The organism is Actinoplanes subtropicus (genome assembly GCF_000721705.1).
Classification (GTDB): domain Bacteria; phylum Actinomycetota; class Actinomycetes; order Mycobacteriales; family Micromonosporaceae; genus Actinoplanes; species Actinoplanes subtropicus.
Genome location: NZ_JOJL01000003.1, coordinates 138,200 through 156,142, shown reverse-complemented (window position 1 = coordinate 156,142; position 17,943 = coordinate 138,200). Strand labels below are relative to the sequence as shown.

Sequence of the window (17,943 nt, the reverse complement as noted above, 5' to 3'; positions counted from 1 at the left end):
CGGCCACTGAATGCTCGGCCTGCTCGGCGATCTCGCCGACCTCGTGCTGCCCGCCGCCTGCGCCGGGTGCGGGGTCGAGCGGGTGCCGCTGCGGTACGGCGTGTGCGGACCCTGCGCATCCGACCTGGAGGCGCTCCGGCCGTTCCGGACGGCCCCGGCCCCACCGCCGCCCGGATTTCCGCCCTGCGTCGCCGTAGGGGCCTATGAGGGGCCTTTACGGGGTGTTCTACTGGCGTACAAGGAACGCGCCCGGCACCGGCTCGCCCCGCCGCTGGGCACGCTGCTCGCCACCGCGGTGTCGGCGTTCGCCCCGGCCCGCCGCCCGGTCACGCTCGTCCCGGTGCCCTCGACCGCGGCGGCGGCCCGGGAGCGGCACGGCGACCACATGGCCCGGCTCGCCGCACAGGCGGTACGGCGCCTGCGGGCCGCCGGTTGGGATGCTCGGGTGAGCCGCCCTCTCGTGGCGTTGCCGCGTCCTGACTCAGCGTCACTTACGGTGGCTCAACGCCGTGCGGCGGCTGAGAGTTCGCTGCGAATTCGCTCCCGGCGAATCGGGTTTTCCCGACACGCGACCCCGATCGAAGGCACGCTGGTGGTGGTTGATGACATCGCCACGACCGGGTCGACGCTGGCCACGGTCACCCGTCGTCTCGAGGAGGCGGAGATGCAGGTCGCAGGGGCTGCCGTGCTGGCTGCCACCCGACTGCGCCGAGCGGTTTCGGATGATTACCGCCCTCGGGTACCTAAAAGGCGGAAGCCCGGCGATCAGCTATCCGAAACGAGGGGTGACGCGGGAGCATCGGCACGTTAGCGTCTTGGTGACGAGGGTAAGCGTCATCGCTCACCCGCCTCACCGGCCGCGTGCAGAGCTACCGCCACCGGAAAGGAGTCGTCTCATTCGCGATCGGTCACGCATGGTGCACATGGCACCCGCGTCGCCGTAACCAACCAACAGCAGCACACCGCGTCGCAGTACAAACGTTGGGGGAGGTCACGAGTGGACATTGTCGTCAAGGGCCGCAACGTAGAGGTTCCCGATCATTACCGGGAGCATGTCGCCGACAAGCTGAGCAAGGTCGAGCGTTACGACCAGAAACTGATCCGGGCCGACGTGGAGCTGTTCCACGAACGCAATCCACGCCAGTCCGACACCTGCCAGCGAGTCGAGATCACCGTCATGACGAGAGGCCCGGTCGTTCGTGCCGAGGCCTGCGCCAAGGATTTCTACGCTGCCCTGGACCTCGCCATCACCAAGCTCGACGGACGGTTGCGCCGCTCGGCCGACCGCCGCCGGGTCCACCGCGGGCGGCACGCGCCCGTCTCGGTGGCGGCCGCTACCGCGGGCCTGCCCACCGACCTCAGCCTCGCCCAGCCGGCCGAGGAGTCACCGGTCGCCACCGCGCTCGCCGAACACGACGGGGACCAGCCGTGGCGCATCGTGCGGGAGAAGGAACACCCCGCCGACCCGATGACCGTCGACGACGCCCTCTTCCAGATGGAACTCGTCGGCCACGACTTCTACCTCTTCCTCGACAAGGAGAGCGGCCGGCCCAGCGTCGTCTACCGGCGGCGTGGCTACGACTACGGAATTCTCTCGCTGGAGGGAACCGCCTGATACTGAGCCGACCCGCGGCGGAAAACCCCAGAGGAAAAACCGTTGGGTCAGCCGTCCAGCCGAGGGCCTTCGGAAAGGAGGTCCTCGGCGAGGAGCACGAACTGGACGTCGTCCGTGCGGGTGCCGTCCGGGCCGGGCAGGCGTGACCTCAGGTACGCCTCCCGGTGGAATCCCGCCTTCTCCAGCACCCGCTGCGAGCCGACGTTCGTCGGCAGCGCGCCCGCGATGAGGCGGGCGATGGTGGTCTCGGCGAACGCCCACAGCGTCAGCAGCTGGGCGGCCCGGGTCGCCCAGCCGCGCCCGCGGAACGCCGGCAGCATGCTGTAGCCGATCATGCCCTGGCCGGTCGCCGGCTCCTGGTAGAACAGGCCGATCTCGCCGGCCGGCTCGCCGGTGGCGGCGTCCTCGATGACCAGGTCTACCCGGCTGCCCTCCAGCCAGTGCGCGGCCGCCCGGGTGCAGCGCCGCCGCAGCTCCTCGTCGGTCGGCGGCACCGCCGGCACGCTGGTCTGCCACACCTCGGGCAGGCGGCGCAGCACGGCGAGGAAGCCGGCGTCGGCCGGCCCGAGCGGGCGCAGCCGGACGACGCCGTCGGTGAGTTCGCCGCCGGGCAGGTCGGGCAGGGCGCGCACGATCGGGGCGCCGTCGTCGGTGGCCAGCCGGGAGAAGACCACCAGGTCGTCGCGGCCGCCGTGGCCGTCCGGGAGCGCCGCGCGGCGTACCCCCTCGCGGCGGTAGCCGCACGCCAGCGCGACCCGCATGCTCAGCGGATTGTCCCAGTGCGTGAGGAGTTCCAGCCGGTGCAGGCCGGCGTGCAGGGCGTGCCGGCTCAGCGCGCGCACCGCGGCGGTGGCCACCCCGCGCCCGCGGGCCCACGGGCCCACCCAGTAGCCGATCTCGGCCTGGCCGCGGCCGGGCACGACCTTGTCGAAGCTGATCCCGCCGAGCAGGTCGTCGGTCTCCGGGTCGGCGATCGCGTAGACCACGCCGCCCTCCGCGACGATCGAGGCGATCCCCTCGCTGAGGAAGCGCTCGGCGTGCGCGACCGTGAACGGCGACGGCAGCGCGGGCAGGAAGCGGTGGCTGAGCGGGTCGTCGTATCCGGCGGCGACCGCCTCGGCGTCGTCCGGGCGATATGCCCTAAGACGCACCCCGGTACCGTTGATCTCCGCGGAGCTCAAGAATCCTCCTGTTGATGGTGCCACTTCGGGTAATCCTGCCGGAATCGCTGCGCCATGAGCGAACGCGATGCCGCCTTTCGGCCTTTTTGTGCGGTTAACCGGAGGCTCGGGTCACAGGTTCCGCGGGAGGGTGCCTACGATGGTTCGGCAGACTGTCTAGGGGAGCGCTGACCCGTGTCGATATTGGAAAAAGTCCTACGCGCCGGCGAAGGTCGCATGCTACGCCGGCTCAAGGCGATCGCTGATGCGGTCAACTCGATCGAGGAAGACTATGTCGACCTCACCGACGACGAGTTGCGGGAGTGGACCCAGCAGTTCCAGGAACGCTACGCCGACGGCGAGTCGCTCGACTCGCTGCTGCCCGAGGCGTTCGCGGTGGCCCGGGAGGGCGCCAAGCGGGTCCTCGGCCAGCGGGCGTACGACGTCCAGCTGATGGGTGGCGCCGCCCTGCACTTCGGCAACATCCCGGAGATGAAGACCGGTGAGGGCAAGACCCTGACCGGCGTGTTCCCGGCTTATCTCAACGCGTTGAGCGGCAAGGGCGTGCACATCATCACGGTGAACGACTACCTCGCCCAGCGCGACGCCGAGTGGGTCGGCCGGGTGCATGTCTTCCTCGGGCTGACCGTGGGCGTGATCCTGCCCAACCGGCCGGCCGCCGAGCACCGCGCGGCGTACCAGTGCGACATCACGTACGGGACGAACAACGAGTTCGGCTTCGACTACCTGCGCGACAACATGGCGTGGTCGAGGGAGGAGCTGGTCCAGCGGGGCCACCACTTCGCGATCGTCGACGAGGTCGACTCGATCCTCATCGACGAGGCCCGTACCCCGCTGATCATCTCCGGCCCGGCCGAGCACTCGGCCCGCTGGTACGCGGAGTTCGCGAGCATCGTCAACCGCCTGCAGAGGGGCAAGGACGGCGAGGGCGACTACGAGGTCGACGAGTCCAAGCGCACCATCGCGGTGACCGAGCGCGGCGTCGCCCGGGTCGAGGACCGCCTCGGCATCGACAACCTCTACGAGTCGGTGAACACGCCGCTGGTCGGCTACCTGAACAACGCCATCAAGGCGAAGGAGCTGTACCGGCGGGACAAGGACTACATCGTCAACGAGAGCGGCGAGGTCCTCATCGTCGACGAGTTCACCGGCCGCATCCTGCACGGCCGCCGCTACAACGAGGGCATGCACCAGGCCATCGAGGCCAAGGAGGGCGTCGAGGTCAAGCAGGAGAACCAGACCCTCGCGACCATCACCCTGCAGAACTACTTCCGGCTGTACGAGAAGCTCGGCGGCATGACCGGTACGGCGCAGACCGAGGCCGGCGAGTTCAACAAGGTCTACAAGGTCGGCGTCGTGACCATCCCGACCCACCGGCCGATGATCCGGATCGACCACCCGGACGTCATCTACAAGACCGAGAAGGCGAAGTTCAACGCCGTCATCGAGGACATCGCCGAGCGGCACGCCACCGGTCAGCCGGTCCTGGTCGGCACGGTCTCGGTGGAAAACTCCGAGATCCTCTCGCAGCTGCTGCGCCGCCGCGGCATCCCGCACAGCGTGCTGAACGCGAAGTTCCACGCCCAGGAAGCCACGATCATCGCGCAGGCCGGCCGCAAGGGCGCGGTCACCGTGGCCACCAACATGGCCGGCCGCGGCACCGACATCCTGCTCGGCGGCAACCCCGAGTTCCTCGCCTCGGCCGAGCTGCACCAGCGCGGGCTCGACCCGGTGGAGAGCCCCGACGAGTACGCGAAGGCGCTCGAGGAGGTCCTCCCCGCCTGGAAGGAGGCCTGCGACGCGGAGGCCGAGGAGGTCACCTCCGCCGGCGGCCTGTACGTCCTGGGCACCGAGCGGCACGACTCCCGCCGCATCGACAACCAGCTCCGCGGCCGCTCCGGCCGGCAGGGTGACCCGGGCGAGTCCCGGTTCTACCTGTCCCTGCAGGACGACCTGATGAAGCGGTTCCGGGCCGGCGCGGTCGAGGCGGTCATGGACCGCTTCAACATCCCGGAGGACGTGCCGATCGAGTCCAAGATGGTGACCCGGCAGATCCGCGGCGCGCAGACCCAGATCGAGGGCCAGAACGCCGAGATCCGCAAGAACGTCCTCAAGTACGACGAGGTGCTCAACAAGCAGCGCCAGGTCATCTACGCCGAGCGCAAGCGCGTGCTCGACGGCGAGGACATGCACGACCAGGTCCGCAACATGATCGACGACGTGGTCGGCGACTACGTGCTGGCCGCCACCTCGAACGGCTACGCCGAGGACTGGGATCTCGAGCAGCTCTGGACCAACCTGCGCCGCCTCTACCCGGTCGCCATCACGATCGACGACATCATCGAGGAGTCCGGCGGCGAGCGCAGCGCGGTCGACCAGGAGTTCCTCGTCCAGCAGATGAAGGACGACGCGGCCGCCGCGTACACCAACCGCGAGGAGGAGCTGGGCGCCGAGGCGCTGCGCGAGCTCGAGCGGCAGGTGCTGCTCGCGGTGATCGACCGCAAGTGGCGCGAGCACCTCTACGAGATGGACTACCTGCAGGAGGGCATCAACCTGCGGGCGTACGCCCAGCGCGACCCGGTGATCGAGTACCAGCGCGAGGGCTTCGACATGTTCAACCAGATGATGGAGGGCATCAAGGAGGAGGCGGTCGGCTTCGTCTTCAACCTGGAGGTCCAGGTCGAGGAGGCGCCGACGGTCACCGTCGACCCGAGCCAGGCAGTGCCGCTCTCCGCGGTCGGCCCGGTCGCGGAGGAGGAGAACCTCGCCGACTCCGACCGGGTCGGGGTGCGCGCCAAGGGCCTCGGCGGCGGCCGCCGCCCGCAGAACCTGCAGTACACCGCCCCGGCGATCGACGGCGAGGCGGGCGACGGCGCGCCGGTCATCCAGCAGCCGCAGGCGCCGGCCCTGGGCATCGGCGCGGGCGGTTCGCCGGTGCCGGCCTCCCCGGCGCACACCCAGGCGTCCGGGCGCGGCAACCGTAGCGCCGGGCAGTCCGAGTCGAGCGGCCCGTCCCGCAACGCGCCCTGCTACTGCGGGTCGGGCAAGAAGTACAAGCGCTGCCACGGCGCTCCCGGAGCCGCCTGATCCACGCCGAGAACGGCCCGCCGGCTTTCCGGCGGGCCGTTTTTTGGTTGCGCCACCTTTCCCCGTACGGGAGGAAGGCAACCGAAGGCAAACGGTGGCAAACTTAGCCGGTCGGATCGGGGAGGTGCTCGCCGTGGAACCCAGGTTTCTCCTGCTGTCGGACGTGGCGGCCGAGCTGAACGTGACCGATTCGCAGGTCTACCACATGGTCCGCAGCGGCGAGTTGCCCGCGATCAAGGTCGGTGGCCGCGGCCAGTGGCGGGTGGAGCGAGTGAAGCTGGAGGAGTACATCCAGCAGAAGTACGCGGAGACCGCGAAGTGGGTGCTGGCGAACCCGCTGACCGACAAGGAACCCGACCAGCCCGGCTGACCTAGCGCCCGGTTTGCGCCTCTTCTCGGATCGGTGGTGGTCTTGGGCCGCCGCTGGACGCCCCGTCGCGTCATTCGGAAGAATCGCTGTCGAAGGCAAACGAAGGCAAACGCAATGATTGGCGAGCGGGGGTTGGCGATGAGGCGGATGGTGGAGGTCGCTCCCAGGGGCCCGCGGCCCTCGATCAGTCTTCGCCCGGCGCCGCCGTGCGAGCCGCCCTTCGACGACGAGCTCGAGCCGGCCGTCTGGGCGTCCGCCCATCAGCTCGCGCTCGACTGGTCACCGGCCGGCCTCGCGCGGCTGGCACCCCCGCCGATGCCCGACGAGACCGCCGTCGTGGCCCGCCCGGCGGTGGTGGCCGGGGCGTCGCACGATGCCAAGCTCGCCGTGCACCGGTTCGTGCGGATGTGTGTCGAGGTGCTCAACGGCCACCGGCCACCGGCTCAGCTGCGACAGCTCTCGGTGCCGGTCGACGCGGCCAAGGTGGTCGCCCAGGCGGCGACCGGCGCGCGCCGGGTGGCCGACCTGCGCCGGGCGGCTGCCGCGCCGCGCGGCCGGCGGCCGCCGAGGCGCCCGCCGCCGGTGGCGGTCATCCAGCTGCGGCTCTGCGAGCCCCGCCCGGGGGCGGTGGAGGCGGCGGCGGCGCTGGTGATGGGGGAGCGGACGTGGGCTATGGCGCTCAGGCTGGAGCTGCACCATGATGCATGGTCGGCGACGATCCTGCGCCTGATCTAACCCGGCGGCCCCAGACCCCCGAGGCGCCCACCGTGCGGTAGAGGCGGCGGGCGTCTCGGGCCTGCTGCCGACGCGGCCGGCGAGCGCGCGGCCGGTGAGCAGGCGTGTGCGTGTGCTGGCGCCGCTGTCGGGCTCGCGCCGCTGTCGAGCGTGCGTGTGCGCGTGCTCGCGTGGGCGTTGGCCGGGCCTCGCGCCGGGCGCTGGGCGGCCCTCGCGCCAGGTCCGCACCCCGTCAAAGCCGGCCGTCTGAGCGTCGTGGAAGACGTGCTGCCGGCCCGGTGACGAAGCCCGCGCTCCCCGCGCTGGGCCGCTCTTACGCTGGCCAGGCGGCTCTCTCACGCCGGCTGGGCGGCTCGCACGCCGGCTGGGCGGCTCGCACGCCGGCTGGGCGGCTCGCACGCCCGCTGGGCGGCTCGCACGCCGGCTGGGCGGCTCGCACGCCGGCTGGGCGGCTCGCACGCCGGCTGGGCGGCCCGCACGCCGGCTGGGCGGCTCGCACGCCCGCTGGGCGGCCCGCACGCCGGCTGGTCGGCGGCACGCCGGCTGGTGGGCGGTGCCCCGGCTGGTGGGCGGGCCTGGCGCCGGCTGGGGGTCTCGCTACGGGTGGGCGGGGGTGGGGGCGGCGATCGAGCGGGCGGCGAGCGGGCTGGAGTAGACGACGCTCGTGGTCACCGGGCCGAGGCCGGCGATGCGGCCGGTCACCTCCTCGAGGTGGCGCATCGAGCGGGCCAGCACCTTGAGGATGAAGCAGTCCTCGCCGGTGACGTGGTGCGCCTCGACGATCTCGGGGGTCGACTCGAGCATCGCGTGGAACGGGCGGTAGTTCCCGGTCGGGTAGCGGACCCGGACGAAGGCCATCACCGTGAGCCCGACCCGCTCCGGGTTGACGGTGGCCTGGTAACCGGCGATCACCCCGGCCTCCTCGAGGCGGCGGATCCGCTCGGCGACGGCGCTCGCGGACATGGCGACGGCCCGGGCCAGCTCGGCGTAGGAGGCGCGGCCGTCGCGCTGCAGCTCGGCCAGCAGCCGCCAATCCGTACGGTCGAGGGCCAAGTCCACGGTCATGGCGGCAATCTACCGGGCATTCCTCGGTGATCCACCCCGGGTGCCGTCGAATGCGCATGTTCTGCACGGCGCGGGGATCGTAGCGTTTCCCCCATGCCGATCACACCCACTTTGAGCAGCGTAAACGTCGCCTTCTTCGCGGCCCGGCTCGACTTCCAGACCGACGTCTCGGACGTTCGCGCGGGCCTGCTGGCGCCGACCCCGGGCTTCGTGCTGATCGACTCGCGGAGCCGGGCCGCCTGGGATCAGGGGCACATCCCGGGCGCCGTGCACCTGCCGACCGCCGAGATCGGGGCAAGGGCCGCCGAGCTGCTCGACCCGGCCGTGCCCGTGGTCACCTACTGCTGGGGTCCCGGCTGCAACGGCGCGACCCGGGCGGCGCTCGCGCTGGCGCTCGCCGGGTACACCGTGAAGGAGATGATCGGCGGCGTCGAGTACTGGGTCCGCGAGGGCTTCCCGTTGCGTACGCGGGAAGGCGACATCGCAGCCGCCGCCGACCCCCTCACCGCGCCCGTCGCGGGGTCTGCCGGACCCGCCTGCGGCTGCTGAAACCCCGGCGCGGCACGATCCGGACACGACTGGTGGAATGGGCCTTCCGAGCGCCGCCGTGGCGGTGTACTACGGGGACGGTCCCAACCCAGGAGGAGACGTGCCGATCACCGAGCTGGTCCGGGTCTACGTGCCGGCCACCGTGCCGCTGCTCGCGGCCCTGCGCGCCTCCGGAAAGCTGGGCGCCGGCGGGATGACCGCGCACGCGGTCACGCCGGCGCTGCGCGAGTGGTATGCGGAGGGTGACGAGGAGGAGTTGGAGTATGTGGCGTTCACCCGTGCCGCGCAGGCCGCCCTCCAACTGCTCCGGCACGATCCGGCGGCGCCCCGGCGGCGCGTCGTGGTCTCGGCGGACGTGCCGGCCGGCGCGCTGGTCCACGAGGATGTCGAGCTCGGCTCGAGCACGGTGCTGCTGCCGCAGCCGATCTCGCTCACCGAGGTGGCGTCGATCCACGTGGACGGCGCCGACGCGGCCGAGCAGGTGGCCGACGCGGCCGACGTGGTGGAGGAGGCGCTGGCCGGCGACCCGGATGCGCAGTTCACCGTCGACGGCGCCGAGGACCACGAGCTGGAGTGGTACGCGGTCTCCGAACTCGACGACCTGCTCTGACGCCGGCTCCTACTCGGCGGAGGCCGTTTCGGCCGCGGCCTTTTCAGCCGGCGCGCTCTTCTTCGGCGCCGCCCTTTTCGCAGAGGCCGCGGGCTTCGACACGGCGGGCTTTGAATCGGCCGCCTCCGGGGACTTGATCGTGCGGCCGACCGCGATGGTGGCGCTGATCGCGCCGACGAAGAGGACGATCAGCGCGCTGTTGAACCGGGCGCCGCTCAGCATCCGCTGCACCACCAGTTCCAGCTCGCTGACCTTGCCGGCCAGCTCGAGCACCCGCGACCCGGCGGTGCGGGTCAGCGCCTCGCCGACCACCAGCAGCAGGCCGGGGCCCGCGCCGGCCAGCGCGTACAGCGGCCAGGCCACGTCCTCGCCGGCCGCGCGACGGCGGAAACGGCGCAGCACCCCGTACGCGATCAGGCCCGCCGCCAGGCCGGACAGGAACGACTGGAGGAAGGTGAACCAGTTGGCCGCGCTGCTCTGGGACGCCTCGGTCGAGCCGGAGCCGAGCGCCTTGAGCACCGGGTCCTGGAAGACGTTGAGCACGAAGCCGACCAGGAACACCGCGATCGCCGCCCAGCAGACCGCGGCGAGCACCCGCGGCTGCCGGAAGCCGGCCAGCGCGCCGCCGATCGTGGCCGCCGCGGCGACGGTGCCGCCGACCACCGCGTAGATCCAGCCCTCGGTGTTGATCGTGATGATGGCGACCGCGCCGAGGGCACCGAGCGCGAGGCCGGCGCCGGTCGCGGCGGCGAAGCGGACGGTCGGGCCGAGCTCGCGCCGCCGGGTGAGCCGGGTGATCAGCGCGAGGGCGACCGCGGCCCCGCCGACCAGTGCCCCGGTGACCGCGCCGGGCAACGCGTACGCGGTCGAGGTCACCTCCATCTCGGCGTCGCCGCCGCCGGTGATGGTGGCGCGCGCCGACCAGAGCATGGCGGCCATCCAGATCAGCGCGGCGAGCGCGAGGAGGAAACCGTTCGACGAGGACCGCTCGGCGTCCGGTGTCTTGTCCTGGGCACTCATGGGGCTCAGGGTACGCGGCGGGACCGCGGCGGCCCGACCCGGTGCGAGGATGGGGAATCCGGCCCCGGCCACCCCGGCGCCCGGATCTACTCAGCTGACCACCACGTCGAGGAGTGCCACATGGACGCCCAGCTTGCCGTGCCCGTCCCGCGCAACGAGCCGGTTCGCGACTATCGCCCCGGTACGCCGGAACGCGCGTCGCTCGCGGCCAAGATCGCCGACCTGCGCGACGCCCGCCCCGACCTGACCATGACGATCGGCGGCGCGCAACGCATGGCCGAGGGCCCGGCGATCGAGGTCGTCCAGCCGCATCGCCGGCACGCGACGCTCGGCGCCATGGGCAACGCCACGCAAGCCGACGCCCATCGGGCGGTCGAGGCGGCCAAGCGGGCCGCGCCGGCCTGGCGGGCGCTGCCGTACGCCGAGCGCGCCGCGGTCTTCCTGCGCGCCGCCGAGCTGCTGGCCGGCGGCTGGCGGGACACGCTGAACGCGGCGACCGTGCTCGGCCAGTCGAAGTCCTGCTACCAGGCGGAGATCGACGCCGCCTGCGAGCTGATCGACTTCCTGCGGTTCAACGTGGCCTTCGGCGAGCGGCTGCTGGCCGAGCAGCCGCAGTCGTCGCCGGGCGTGTGGAACCGGTTCGACCACCGTCCGCTGGAGGGCTTCGTCCTCGCGATCACCCCGTTCAACTTCACCGCGATCGCCGGCAACCTGCCCTCTGCCCCGGCGCTGATGGGCAACACCGTGGTCTGGAAGCCGTCGCCGACCCAGCAGTTCGCGGCGCACTTCACGATGCGCCTGTTCGAGGCGGCCGGCCTGCCGCCCGGGGTGATCAACATGGTGACCGGGGACGGGCTGGCGGTCTCCGAGGTGGCGCTGGCCGACCGGGACCTGGCCGGCATCCACTTCACCGGCTCGACGGCCACCTTCCGGCACCTGTGGCGCGAGGTGGGTGCGAATATCGACCGGTACCGGACGTACCCGCGGCTGGTCGGCGAGACCGGCGGCAAGGACTTCGTCTTCGCGCATCCGAGCGCCGACCTCGAGGCGCTGCACGCCGCGCTGATCCGCGGCGCGTTCGAGTACCAGGGCCAGAAGTGCAGCGCGGCCTCGCGGGCCTACGTCCCGCGGAGTCTCTGGGAGGGCGGCGGCCTGCGCGACCGGCTGGCGGCTTCGGTCAATTCGCTGGCGTACGGGGATGTGACCGACCTTTCCGTGTTCGGCGGCGCGGTGATCGACGGCCGCTCGTTCGCGAAGCTGGCCGGCGCCCTGGACCGGATCAAGAACAGTGCTTCGTGCACGGTGCTGGCCGGCGGCACGGCGGACGACGCCGAGGGCTGGTTCGTGGCGCCGACGCTGGTCGAGGGCACCGACCCGAGCCACGAGGTGTTCCGCACCGAGTTCTTCGGACCGATCCTGGCCGTGCACGTCTACCCGGACGACGAGTTCGAGTCGACGATGGCGCAGGCGGAGTCGATCGCCGATTACGCGCTCACCGGTTCGATCTTCGCGACCGACCGGGCGGCCATCGACCGGGCCCAGGCGGCGCTGCGCTTCGCGGCCGGCAACTTCTACATCAACGACAAGCCGACCGGGGCCGTGGTGGGGCAGCAGCCCTTCGGCGGGGCCCGTGGCAGCGGCACCAACGACAAGGCCGGCTCGGTGCTGAACCTCATGCGGTGGGTCTCGCCGCGCACTCTCAAGGAGACCTTCGAGCCGCCGGTCGCCTGGCGCTACCCCCACATGGGGTAATCATGTGCATTTAGGAGCCGTCGCGCGCTTTGCGTGCGGCGGCTCGTCCCTTTTCGGGCGGTTGCTGCCCGGCATCGCCGTCTGACCGGTTTGCTAGGACCATTTTACCTGGTCAGACGCCGAATCGTGGGCTAAACGCGCCGTCTCGACCCTCGTGGTCGGACTGTCTGTGCGGGACAGTCGTTTGTGGAGACGCAAACTGGACGGATCGGGCGAAATCCTGGACGTGGACGCAACAAAGTGGCAGCTTAGAAGGCATGCCCGACACTCAAATCAATCCCACGGCTGCCGCTCTGCTCGGCCTGCTTCACGAGGGGCCGATGACCGGCGGACAGCTCATGGCGGCTGCCGAACGCCGCCTCGGGCCCTACTGGTCGATGACGCGGAGCCAGGTCTACCGCGAATTGCCGGTTCTTGCCGACATGGGTTTCGTCCGGCTCGGCAAGCCCGGCCCCCGTTCCAGCCAGCCCTATGCCATCACCGCCTCCGGCAAGCGTGCCTTCAGCCGGTGGCTCGCCGAGGCTCCCGGCCGCGACGCCCTGCGCAACCCCGTAGCGCTCCGGGTCGCCTTCGGGGAGCAGCACTCCGGCGGACAACTCCAGTCGCTCTACAACGACGCCAGCGAGTATCACTCGGAGGCTCTCGCCATGGCCAAGGAGCAGGCGAAGGAGGCGAAGAAGAACGGCGACGCGTACGGGTCGGCCGCCCTCGAATTCGCCGTCGCCTACCACAAGGCCGCCCTGAGCTGGCTGAAGACCGCTCCGGCCAATTGACGACCGCACCGGACCGCCCGGCCGCGAAGCCGGCCGGGCGGCGTAGTCTTGAGTGTCGTGACAGCTGCCGACTTTCCTGAGCAACTGAAGGCGTTGGACGCCACCCTGCGCAACATCGAGACGGTCCTCGACGTGGACAAGCTGCGCCGCGACAAGGCCGAGCTCGAGGAGCAGGCGTCCGCCCCCGACCTGTGGGACGACCAGGCGCGCGCGCAGGAGGTCAACAGCCGGCTGTCGTACGTCTCCGGCGAGCTCAGCAAGCTGGAGCGCCTGCGCTCCCGGCTGGACGACGCCGAGCTTCTGCTCGAGATGGCCCAGGCCGAGGCCGACGAGGGCTCGATCACCGAGGTGGGTGACGAGATCGTCGCGCTCGGTAAGGCGATCGAGGAGATGGAGGTCCGCACCCTGCTCTCCGGCGAGTACGACTCGCGGGAGGCGGTGGTGGCCATCCGGGCCGGCGCCGGCGGGGTGGACGCGGCCGACTTCGCCGAGATGCTGATGCGGATGTATCTGCGCTGGGCCGAGCGGCACGGCTACCCGACCGAGGTCTACGACACCTCGTACGCGGAGGAGGCGGGCCTCAAGTCGGCCACCTTCGCGGTGAAGGTGCCGTATGCGTACGGCACGCTCAGTGTCGAGTCGGGCACGCACCGGCTGGTCCGGATCAGCCCGTTCGACAACCAGGGCCGCCGCCAGACCAGCTTTGCCGGCGTCGAGGTGATGCCGGTGGTCGCGCAGACCGACCACATCGAGATCCCGGAGAACGAGGTCCGGGTCGACGTCTACCGGTCGTCCGGCCCCGGCGGCCAGAGCGTCAACACGACCGACAGCGCCGTCCGGCTCACGCACATCCCGACCGGCATCGTGGTGACCTGTCAGAACGAGAAGTCCCAGTTGCAGAACAAAGCGTCCGCTATGCGAGTTCTGCAGGCCCGGCTCCTCGAGCGCAAGCGCCAGGAGGAGGAGGCCAAGCTGGCCGGCCTCAAGCACGACACCACCGGCTCCTGGGGCGACCAGATGCGCTCGTACGTCCTGCACCCTTATCAAATGGTGAAGGATCTGCGTACCGAGCAGGAGACGGGCAACCCGTCTGCGGTGTTCGACGGTGAATTGGACGAGTTCATCGAGGCCGGGATCCGTTGGCGGAAGACCTCGCAGGCCGCGAGCTGAGCTAAGATCCACCACGGACGGCAACGGCGCCTGAACGTTCGGTCAGGCGCCGGCCCCCGAAACGCCTGTTCCGGTAGTGCCGGTGCACTTTGACGTACCGCCGGGGTTGGCGATTTCGTTACACCGCGTAGACTGCCTTCCCGTGATTCAGCTCGAGAACGTGACGAAGACGTACCCCAAGGCGTCTCGCCCGTCGCTGGACGACGTGAGCGTGGGCATCGAGAAGGGTGAGTTTGTCTTCTTCATCGGCCCCTCCGGTTCCGGCAAGTCGACAATCATCAAGCTCCTGCTGCACGAGGTCGCGCCGACCCGCGGCAAGGTCGTGGTGAACGCCAAGGACGTGACCACCATGCGGTCGTGGAAGGTTCCGCACTTCCGCCGCTCGATCGGGTGCGTGTTCCAGGACTTCCGCCTGCTCCCCAACCGCACCGCGTACGAGAACGTGGCCTTCGCGCTCGAGGTCATCGGCAAGACCAAGGCGGTCGCCCGCCGGGTCGTCCCTGAGGTGCTCGAACTCGTCGGCCTGGGCGGCAAGGAGCACCGCTACCCGCACGAGCTCTCCGGCGGTGAGCAGCAGCGGGTCGCCGTGGCCCGGGCGTTCGTGAACCGTCCGCTGATCCTGCTGGCCGACGAGCCCACCGGAAACCTCGACCCGGACACCTCGATCGAGATCATGCGGCTGCTGGACCGGATCAACCGGACCGGCACGACGGTCGTGATGGTCACCCACGACTCCAACATCGTCAACCAGATGCGCCGTCGCGTCATCGAGATCGAAAGCGGGCGCATCGTCCGCGACCAGGCCCGTGGCGTCTACGGCTGAGCTCGCCCGCGGCTCCGCTGCCGAATCCCCGACCCCCGAAATCGCGGGACGCGGAGTCCCGGAAGGAACCCCCCGATGCTGCGCTTGAAATACGTTCTGAACGAGGTCCTGGTGGGCCTGTGGCGGAACGTCACGATGACGATCGCCATGATCATCACCATGTCGATCTCCCTCTTCATGCTGGGCGCCAGCGTGCTGCTGTACATGCAGGTCGACCAGATGAAGAACTACTACTACGGCAAGATCGAGGTGTCGGTCTTCCTGCGCCCCGATGTGACCGACGCGCAGCGTCAGGCGATCGACCAGGCGATCAGCAGCAACCCGCTGGTCGCCGGGAAGACCTACGAGACGCAGAAGGAGGCGTACGACCGCTTCCAGCAGCTCTGGTCCGACCAGCCCGACTTCGTCAAGTCGGTGGGCGCGAACAGCCTGCCCGAGTCGTTCCGGGTCAAGCTCAAGGACCCGCAGAAGTACAAGGACTTCTCCGCGCAGATCCAGGGCCAGCAGGGCATCCTCGACGTCATCGACCAGCGCACCCTGCTCGACAAGGTGTTCAACATCTTCAACGGCTTCCAATTCGGCGCGCTGGGGGTGGCGGCCTTCATGGCTGTCGCGGCGCTGCTCCTGGTCGGTAACACGATCCAGGTGGCGGCGTACAGCAAACGGCGAGAAGTCGCGGTCATGAAACTGGTCGGCGCGTCCAACTGGTTCATCCAGGCGCCGTTCGTGCTCGAGGCGGTGGTGGCCGGCGTCATCGGCTCGGTCATCGGCTTCGTGGTGCTCTTCGTCGGCAAGGTGGTGCTGCTCGACCACAAGCTGCAGGCGCTCGCGACAATTCTCACACCGGTGCACAACGGCAACGTGTGGCTCATGTTGCCCCTGCTGGCCGGGGTGGGCGCGGTGGTGAGCGCGGTGACGGCGTGGATCACGCTGCGCTTCTACCTCAAGGTCTGACACTCGTGCGCTGATCACAACAACGGCCGCGTTCCTGCTGGAACGCGGCCGTTGGGCGTTTTCGGCAACTTCGACGGACAACGGGGGTACGGTGAGTCTCCGTGTGGTCCAAATGCCGACATAGGCTCCTTGTGGTGATATGTGCGTGCTTGGGGAGCGCGATGGTCGCACCCACGCCCGCCTTCGCCGACCCGGGGGACGCCGCAAGCGCCGCAAAGGCCGTGGACCGCGCTTCAGCCGTACTGGAAAACGCCACCGAACAAGCGCGCGTCGCGGCACTCCGCCTGGAGGCCGCCACGAACGCGATGCCCGCCGCCGAACTGCGGGTGGCCACCTCCCGGGGCACCCTCGCCGCCGCGATCACCGCGGCCAACACCGCCGGCCGCCAGGCCAACGCGGCCCGCATCGCCTACGCCAAGGTCGCCGGCGACTACCAGCGGGCGCAGGACCAGTTCGAGGACGCCCGCGGCCGGGTCGACCAGATCGCCCAGGCCAGCTACATGGGCAGCACGTTCTCCCGGATCAACGTGCTGGTCGACGCCACCGGCCCGGCCGACCTGATGGACCGGCTCAGCCTGATCGACCAGCTCATGCACGCCCAGCAGCGGGAGGTCGACCGGCTGATCGACACCCGCCGGGTCGCGCGCAGCGCCCAGGACCAGGCCGGGCTGGCCAAGCGGCAGGCCGAGGACGCCGAGGCGCTGGCCCAGGGCAAGCTGCTGGCGGCCAAGGACGCGCAGACCGCGGCGGTGAGCGCCAAGGCGGCGCTGGCACAGCTGGTGGCCACCCGGCAGGCGGCGTTGCGGCTGGCCAACGCCCAGCGGGCCGCCGTGCTGGCCCGCTACCGGCAGGCGGTCGCCGAGGAGCAGCGGATCCGGGCGGCGCTGCGCGGCTGGGCGGTCAAGTCGGGCGACGGCCGGTACGACGGGGGCCAGCTGCTCATGCCCGTACACGGCTGGAAGTCCAGCGATTTCGGCGAGCGCTACGACCCGTACTACCGAGTCTGGCAGTTGCACGCCGGCACCGACTTCGCGGCGCCCCGGGGCACCCCGATCCGAGCCGCGGCCGCCGGGCACGTGATCCGGGCCGGCTGGAGCGACGGGTACGGCAACTACACCTGCATCGACCACGGGCGCGTCGACGGGGACGCCTTCGAGACCTGCTACGGGCATCAGTCGGCGATCCTGGTCAGCGTGGGGGAGTACGTGCAGCGGGGCGAGGTGATCGGCCGGGTCGGCACCACCGGCGCGTCCACCGGCAACCACTTGCACTTCGAGACCCGCTTCAACGGCGTACCGAGGAATCCCCTGCAATATCTGCCGAACTGCCTTTGTTAACTTTGGCGGGTTCGTTCCGCTCAATCTTCAGGGGGTCGCCGGCATGCCACGCGAACAGGGGCGCAAGGTCGTCGCCTCCAACCGCAAGGCCCGGCACGACTACGCGATCCTCGACACGTACGAGGCCGGCATGGCCCTCACCGGCACCGAGGTGAAGTCGCTGCGGGCCGGGCGCGCGTCGCTGACCGACGCGTTCGGCCAGGAGACCGACGGCGAGATCTTCCTGCACCACCTGCACATCCCCGAGTACACCCAGGGCACCTGGACCAACCACGAGCCGCGGCGCACCCGCAAGCTGCTGCTGCACCGCGACGAGATCCGGAAGATCCAGGGCAAGCTGCGCGACGAGGGCATCACGCTGGTGCCGCTGCAGGTCTACTTCGAGAATGGGTACGCCAAGGTGGAGCTCGCGCTCGCCCGCGGTAAGAAGAGCTACGACAAGCGGCAGGACCTGGCCACGCGGGACGCTCAGCGGGAGATCACGCGGGCCCTGGGACGACGCAGCAAAGGCATCTCCTGATCGGGTACATTGCCGGGCGGCCCTAGATCCTTGAAGGGTGGCCCCGCTTGCCCGCAAAGCACACCGCCCGTCCGCTCGGTCCGGCCCGGATCTTCCTGAGCGCCGCCGCGGCCGTCCTCGTCATGCTGGTCGTCTGGATCGCCGTGCGCGCCGTCGGCCCGGTCGAGGCCGCCCAGCAGCCGACGGTCGTGCTTCCCACCTCGCCTTCACCTTCCCCATTCGCGTCCGTTCTGCCTCCTTCGCCGTCTCCGTCCCCTTCGCCGTCGGCCGTGCCCTCGCGGTCCTCCGCCCGGCCGACGGCGACCAGCCGCTCGCCGAAGCCGTCTTCAACGACGTCGAGGCCGACGCCCACCCGGACCGTCCCGGCGGGTTTCTCCGCCAC

Annotated in this window: 18 protein-coding genes; 14 read left to right on the top strand and 4 right to left on the bottom strand. The window is 70.5% G+C overall.

Annotated elements, in window-relative coordinates; genetic code table 11:
- Positions 1–10: 10 nt before the first annotated feature.
- Both IH26_RS64185 and hpf read left to right on the top strand, forming a co-directional pair.
- Positions 11–811, top strand: a complete 801-nt coding sequence (locus IH26_RS64185; RefSeq protein WP_084598645.1) for a phosphoribosyltransferase family protein — start codon at positions 11–13, stop codon at positions 809–811.
- A gap of 186 nt (positions 812–997) precedes the next feature.
- A complete protein-coding gene (gene hpf, locus IH26_RS0105405; RefSeq protein WP_030434985.1) occupies positions 998–1,615 on the top strand; it encodes a ribosome hibernation-promoting factor, HPF/YfiA family in 618 nt (205 codons plus the stop codon).
- A gap of 47 nt (positions 1,616–1,662) precedes the next feature.
- On the opposite strand, the gene IH26_RS0105400 is transcribed toward hpf, so the two are convergent.
- Positions 1,663–2,796: a GNAT family N-acetyltransferase gene (locus IH26_RS0105400; protein ID WP_030434984.1), complete on the bottom strand. Its 1,134-nt coding sequence runs from the start codon at positions 2,794–2,796 to the stop codon at positions 1,663–1,665.
- A gap of 174 nt (positions 2,797–2,970) precedes the next feature.
- Here IH26_RS0105400 and secA point away from each other — a divergent pair, with 174 nt between their 5' ends.
- From secA to IH26_RS0105385, 3 genes are all read left to right on the top strand, one after another.
- Complete coding sequence (secA, locus tag IH26_RS0105395; protein ID WP_030434983.1) at positions 2,971–5,883, top strand: preprotein translocase subunit SecA; 2,913 nt, start codon at positions 2,971–2,973, stop codon at positions 5,881–5,883.
- A gap of 133 nt (positions 5,884–6,016) precedes the next feature.
- On the top strand, positions 6,017–6,253 hold the full coding sequence (locus IH26_RS0105390) for a helix-turn-helix transcriptional regulator (RefSeq protein WP_030434982.1): 237 nt from the start codon (positions 6,017–6,019) through the stop codon (positions 6,251–6,253).
- A gap of 147 nt (positions 6,254–6,400) precedes the next feature.
- On the top strand, positions 6,401–6,988 hold the full coding sequence (locus IH26_RS0105385) for an Rv3235 family protein (protein WP_051807578.1): 588 nt from the start codon (positions 6,401–6,403) through the stop codon (positions 6,986–6,988).
- A 597-nt stretch (positions 6,989–7,585) separates the two neighbouring features.
- Here IH26_RS0105385 and IH26_RS0105380 read toward each other — a convergent pair.
- Positions 7,586–8,053, bottom strand: a complete 468-nt coding sequence (locus tag IH26_RS0105380) for an Lrp/AsnC family transcriptional regulator (RefSeq protein WP_030434980.1) — start codon at positions 8,051–8,053, stop codon at positions 7,586–7,588.
- A 93-nt stretch (positions 8,054–8,146) separates the two neighbouring features.
- Here IH26_RS0105380 and IH26_RS0105375 point away from each other — a divergent pair, with 93 nt between their 5' ends.
- Positions 8,147–8,602, top strand: a complete 456-nt coding sequence (locus IH26_RS0105375) for a rhodanese-like domain-containing protein (RefSeq protein ID WP_051807577.1) — start codon at positions 8,147–8,149, stop codon at positions 8,600–8,602.
- 100 nt (positions 8,603–8,702) lie between these two features.
- On the top strand, positions 8,703–9,212 hold the full coding sequence (locus tag IH26_RS0105370; RefSeq protein WP_030434978.1) for a DUF6912 family protein: 510 nt from the start codon (positions 8,703–8,705) through the stop codon (positions 9,210–9,212).
- Positions 9,213–9,221: 9 nt separating this feature from the next.
- Here IH26_RS0105370 and IH26_RS0105365 read toward each other — a convergent pair whose 3' ends face one another.
- Entirely contained in the window at positions 9,222–10,232 is a 1,011-nt protein-coding gene (locus IH26_RS0105365; RefSeq protein WP_051807573.1) for a hypothetical protein, read from the bottom strand.
- 120 nt (positions 10,233–10,352) lie between these two features.
- On the opposite strand from IH26_RS0105365, the gene pruA reads away from it, so the two are divergent.
- From pruA to smpB, 7 genes are all read left to right on the top strand, one after another.
- Positions 10,353–11,984, top strand: a complete 1,632-nt coding sequence (pruA, locus tag IH26_RS0105360) for an L-glutamate gamma-semialdehyde dehydrogenase (protein WP_030434976.1) — start codon at positions 10,353–10,355, stop codon at positions 11,982–11,984.
- Positions 11,985–12,241: 257 nt separating this feature from the next.
- On the top strand, positions 12,242–12,757 hold the full coding sequence (locus IH26_RS0105355) for a PadR family transcriptional regulator (RefSeq protein WP_030434975.1): 516 nt from the start codon (positions 12,242–12,244) through the stop codon (positions 12,755–12,757).
- A gap of 57 nt (positions 12,758–12,814) precedes the next feature.
- Positions 12,815–13,927, top strand: a complete 1,113-nt coding sequence (gene prfB, locus IH26_RS0105350) for a peptide chain release factor 2 (RefSeq protein ID WP_030434974.1) — start codon at positions 12,815–12,817, stop codon at positions 13,925–13,927.
- 142 nt (positions 13,928–14,069) lie between these two features.
- A complete protein-coding gene (gene ftsE / locus IH26_RS0105345; protein WP_030434973.1) occupies positions 14,070–14,750 on the top strand; it encodes a cell division ATP-binding protein FtsE in 681 nt (226 codons plus the stop codon).
- A gap of 78 nt (positions 14,751–14,828) precedes the next feature.
- Positions 14,829–15,704 carry a permease-like cell division protein FtsX gene (gene ftsX / locus IH26_RS0105340; RefSeq protein ID WP_030434972.1) on the top strand — a complete coding sequence of 292 codons (876 nt, stop codon included), beginning with the start codon at positions 14,829–14,831 and terminating at the stop codon, positions 15,702–15,704.
- 161 nt (positions 15,705–15,865) lie between these two features.
- Positions 15,866–17,041 (top strand): peptidoglycan DD-metalloendopeptidase family protein, encoded by a 1,176-nt coding sequence (locus IH26_RS0105335; RefSeq protein WP_051807572.1) that lies wholly within the window; start codon positions 15,866–15,868, stop codon positions 17,039–17,041.
- Positions 17,042–17,084: 43 nt separating this feature from the next.
- The gene (smpB, locus tag IH26_RS0105330) at positions 17,085–17,561 is read left to right on the top strand and encodes an SsrA-binding protein SmpB (protein WP_030434970.1); all 477 of its coding nucleotides are present in this window, start codon (positions 17,085–17,087) and stop codon (positions 17,559–17,561) included.
- 22 nt (positions 17,562–17,583) lie between these two features.
- Here smpB and IH26_RS61185 read toward each other — a convergent pair whose 3' ends face one another.
- On the bottom strand, positions 17,584–17,943 hold the full coding sequence (locus IH26_RS61185; RefSeq protein WP_030434969.1) for a hypothetical protein: 360 nt from the start codon (positions 17,941–17,943) through the stop codon (positions 17,584–17,586).

Excerpts from the sequence above, each read along its gene's own strand:
- IH26_RS64185 (WP_084598645.1), top strand. The coding sequence starts at position 11 with ATGCTCGGCCTGCTCGGCGATCTCGCCGACCTCGTGCTGCCCGCCGCC.
- IH26_RS0105385 (WP_051807578.1), top strand. The coding sequence starts at position 6,401 with ATGGTGGAGGTCGCTCCCAGGGGCCCGCGGCCCTCGATCAGTCTTCGC.
- IH26_RS0105380 (WP_030434980.1), bottom strand. The coding sequence starts at position 8,053 with ATGACCGTGGACTTGGCCCTCGACCGTACGGATTGGCGGCTGCTGGCC.
- IH26_RS0105375 (WP_051807577.1), top strand. The coding sequence starts at position 8,147 with ATGCCGATCACACCCACTTTGAGCAGCGTAAACGTCGCCTTCTTCGCG.
- IH26_RS0105365 (WP_051807573.1), bottom strand. The coding sequence starts at position 10,232 with ATGAGTGCCCAGGACAAGACACCGGACGCCGAGCGGTCCTCGTCGAAC.
- pruA (WP_030434976.1), top strand. The coding sequence starts at position 10,353 with ATGGACGCCCAGCTTGCCGTGCCCGTCCCGCGCAACGAGCCGGTTCGC.
- IH26_RS0105355 (WP_030434975.1), top strand. The coding sequence starts at position 12,242 with ATGCCCGACACTCAAATCAATCCCACGGCTGCCGCTCTGCTCGGCCTG.
- IH26_RS0105335 (WP_051807572.1), top strand. The coding sequence starts at position 15,866 with ATGGTCGCACCCACGCCCGCCTTCGCCGACCCGGGGGACGCCGCAAGC.
- smpB (WP_030434970.1), top strand. The coding sequence starts at position 17,085 with ATGCCACGCGAACAGGGGCGCAAGGTCGTCGCCTCCAACCGCAAGGCC.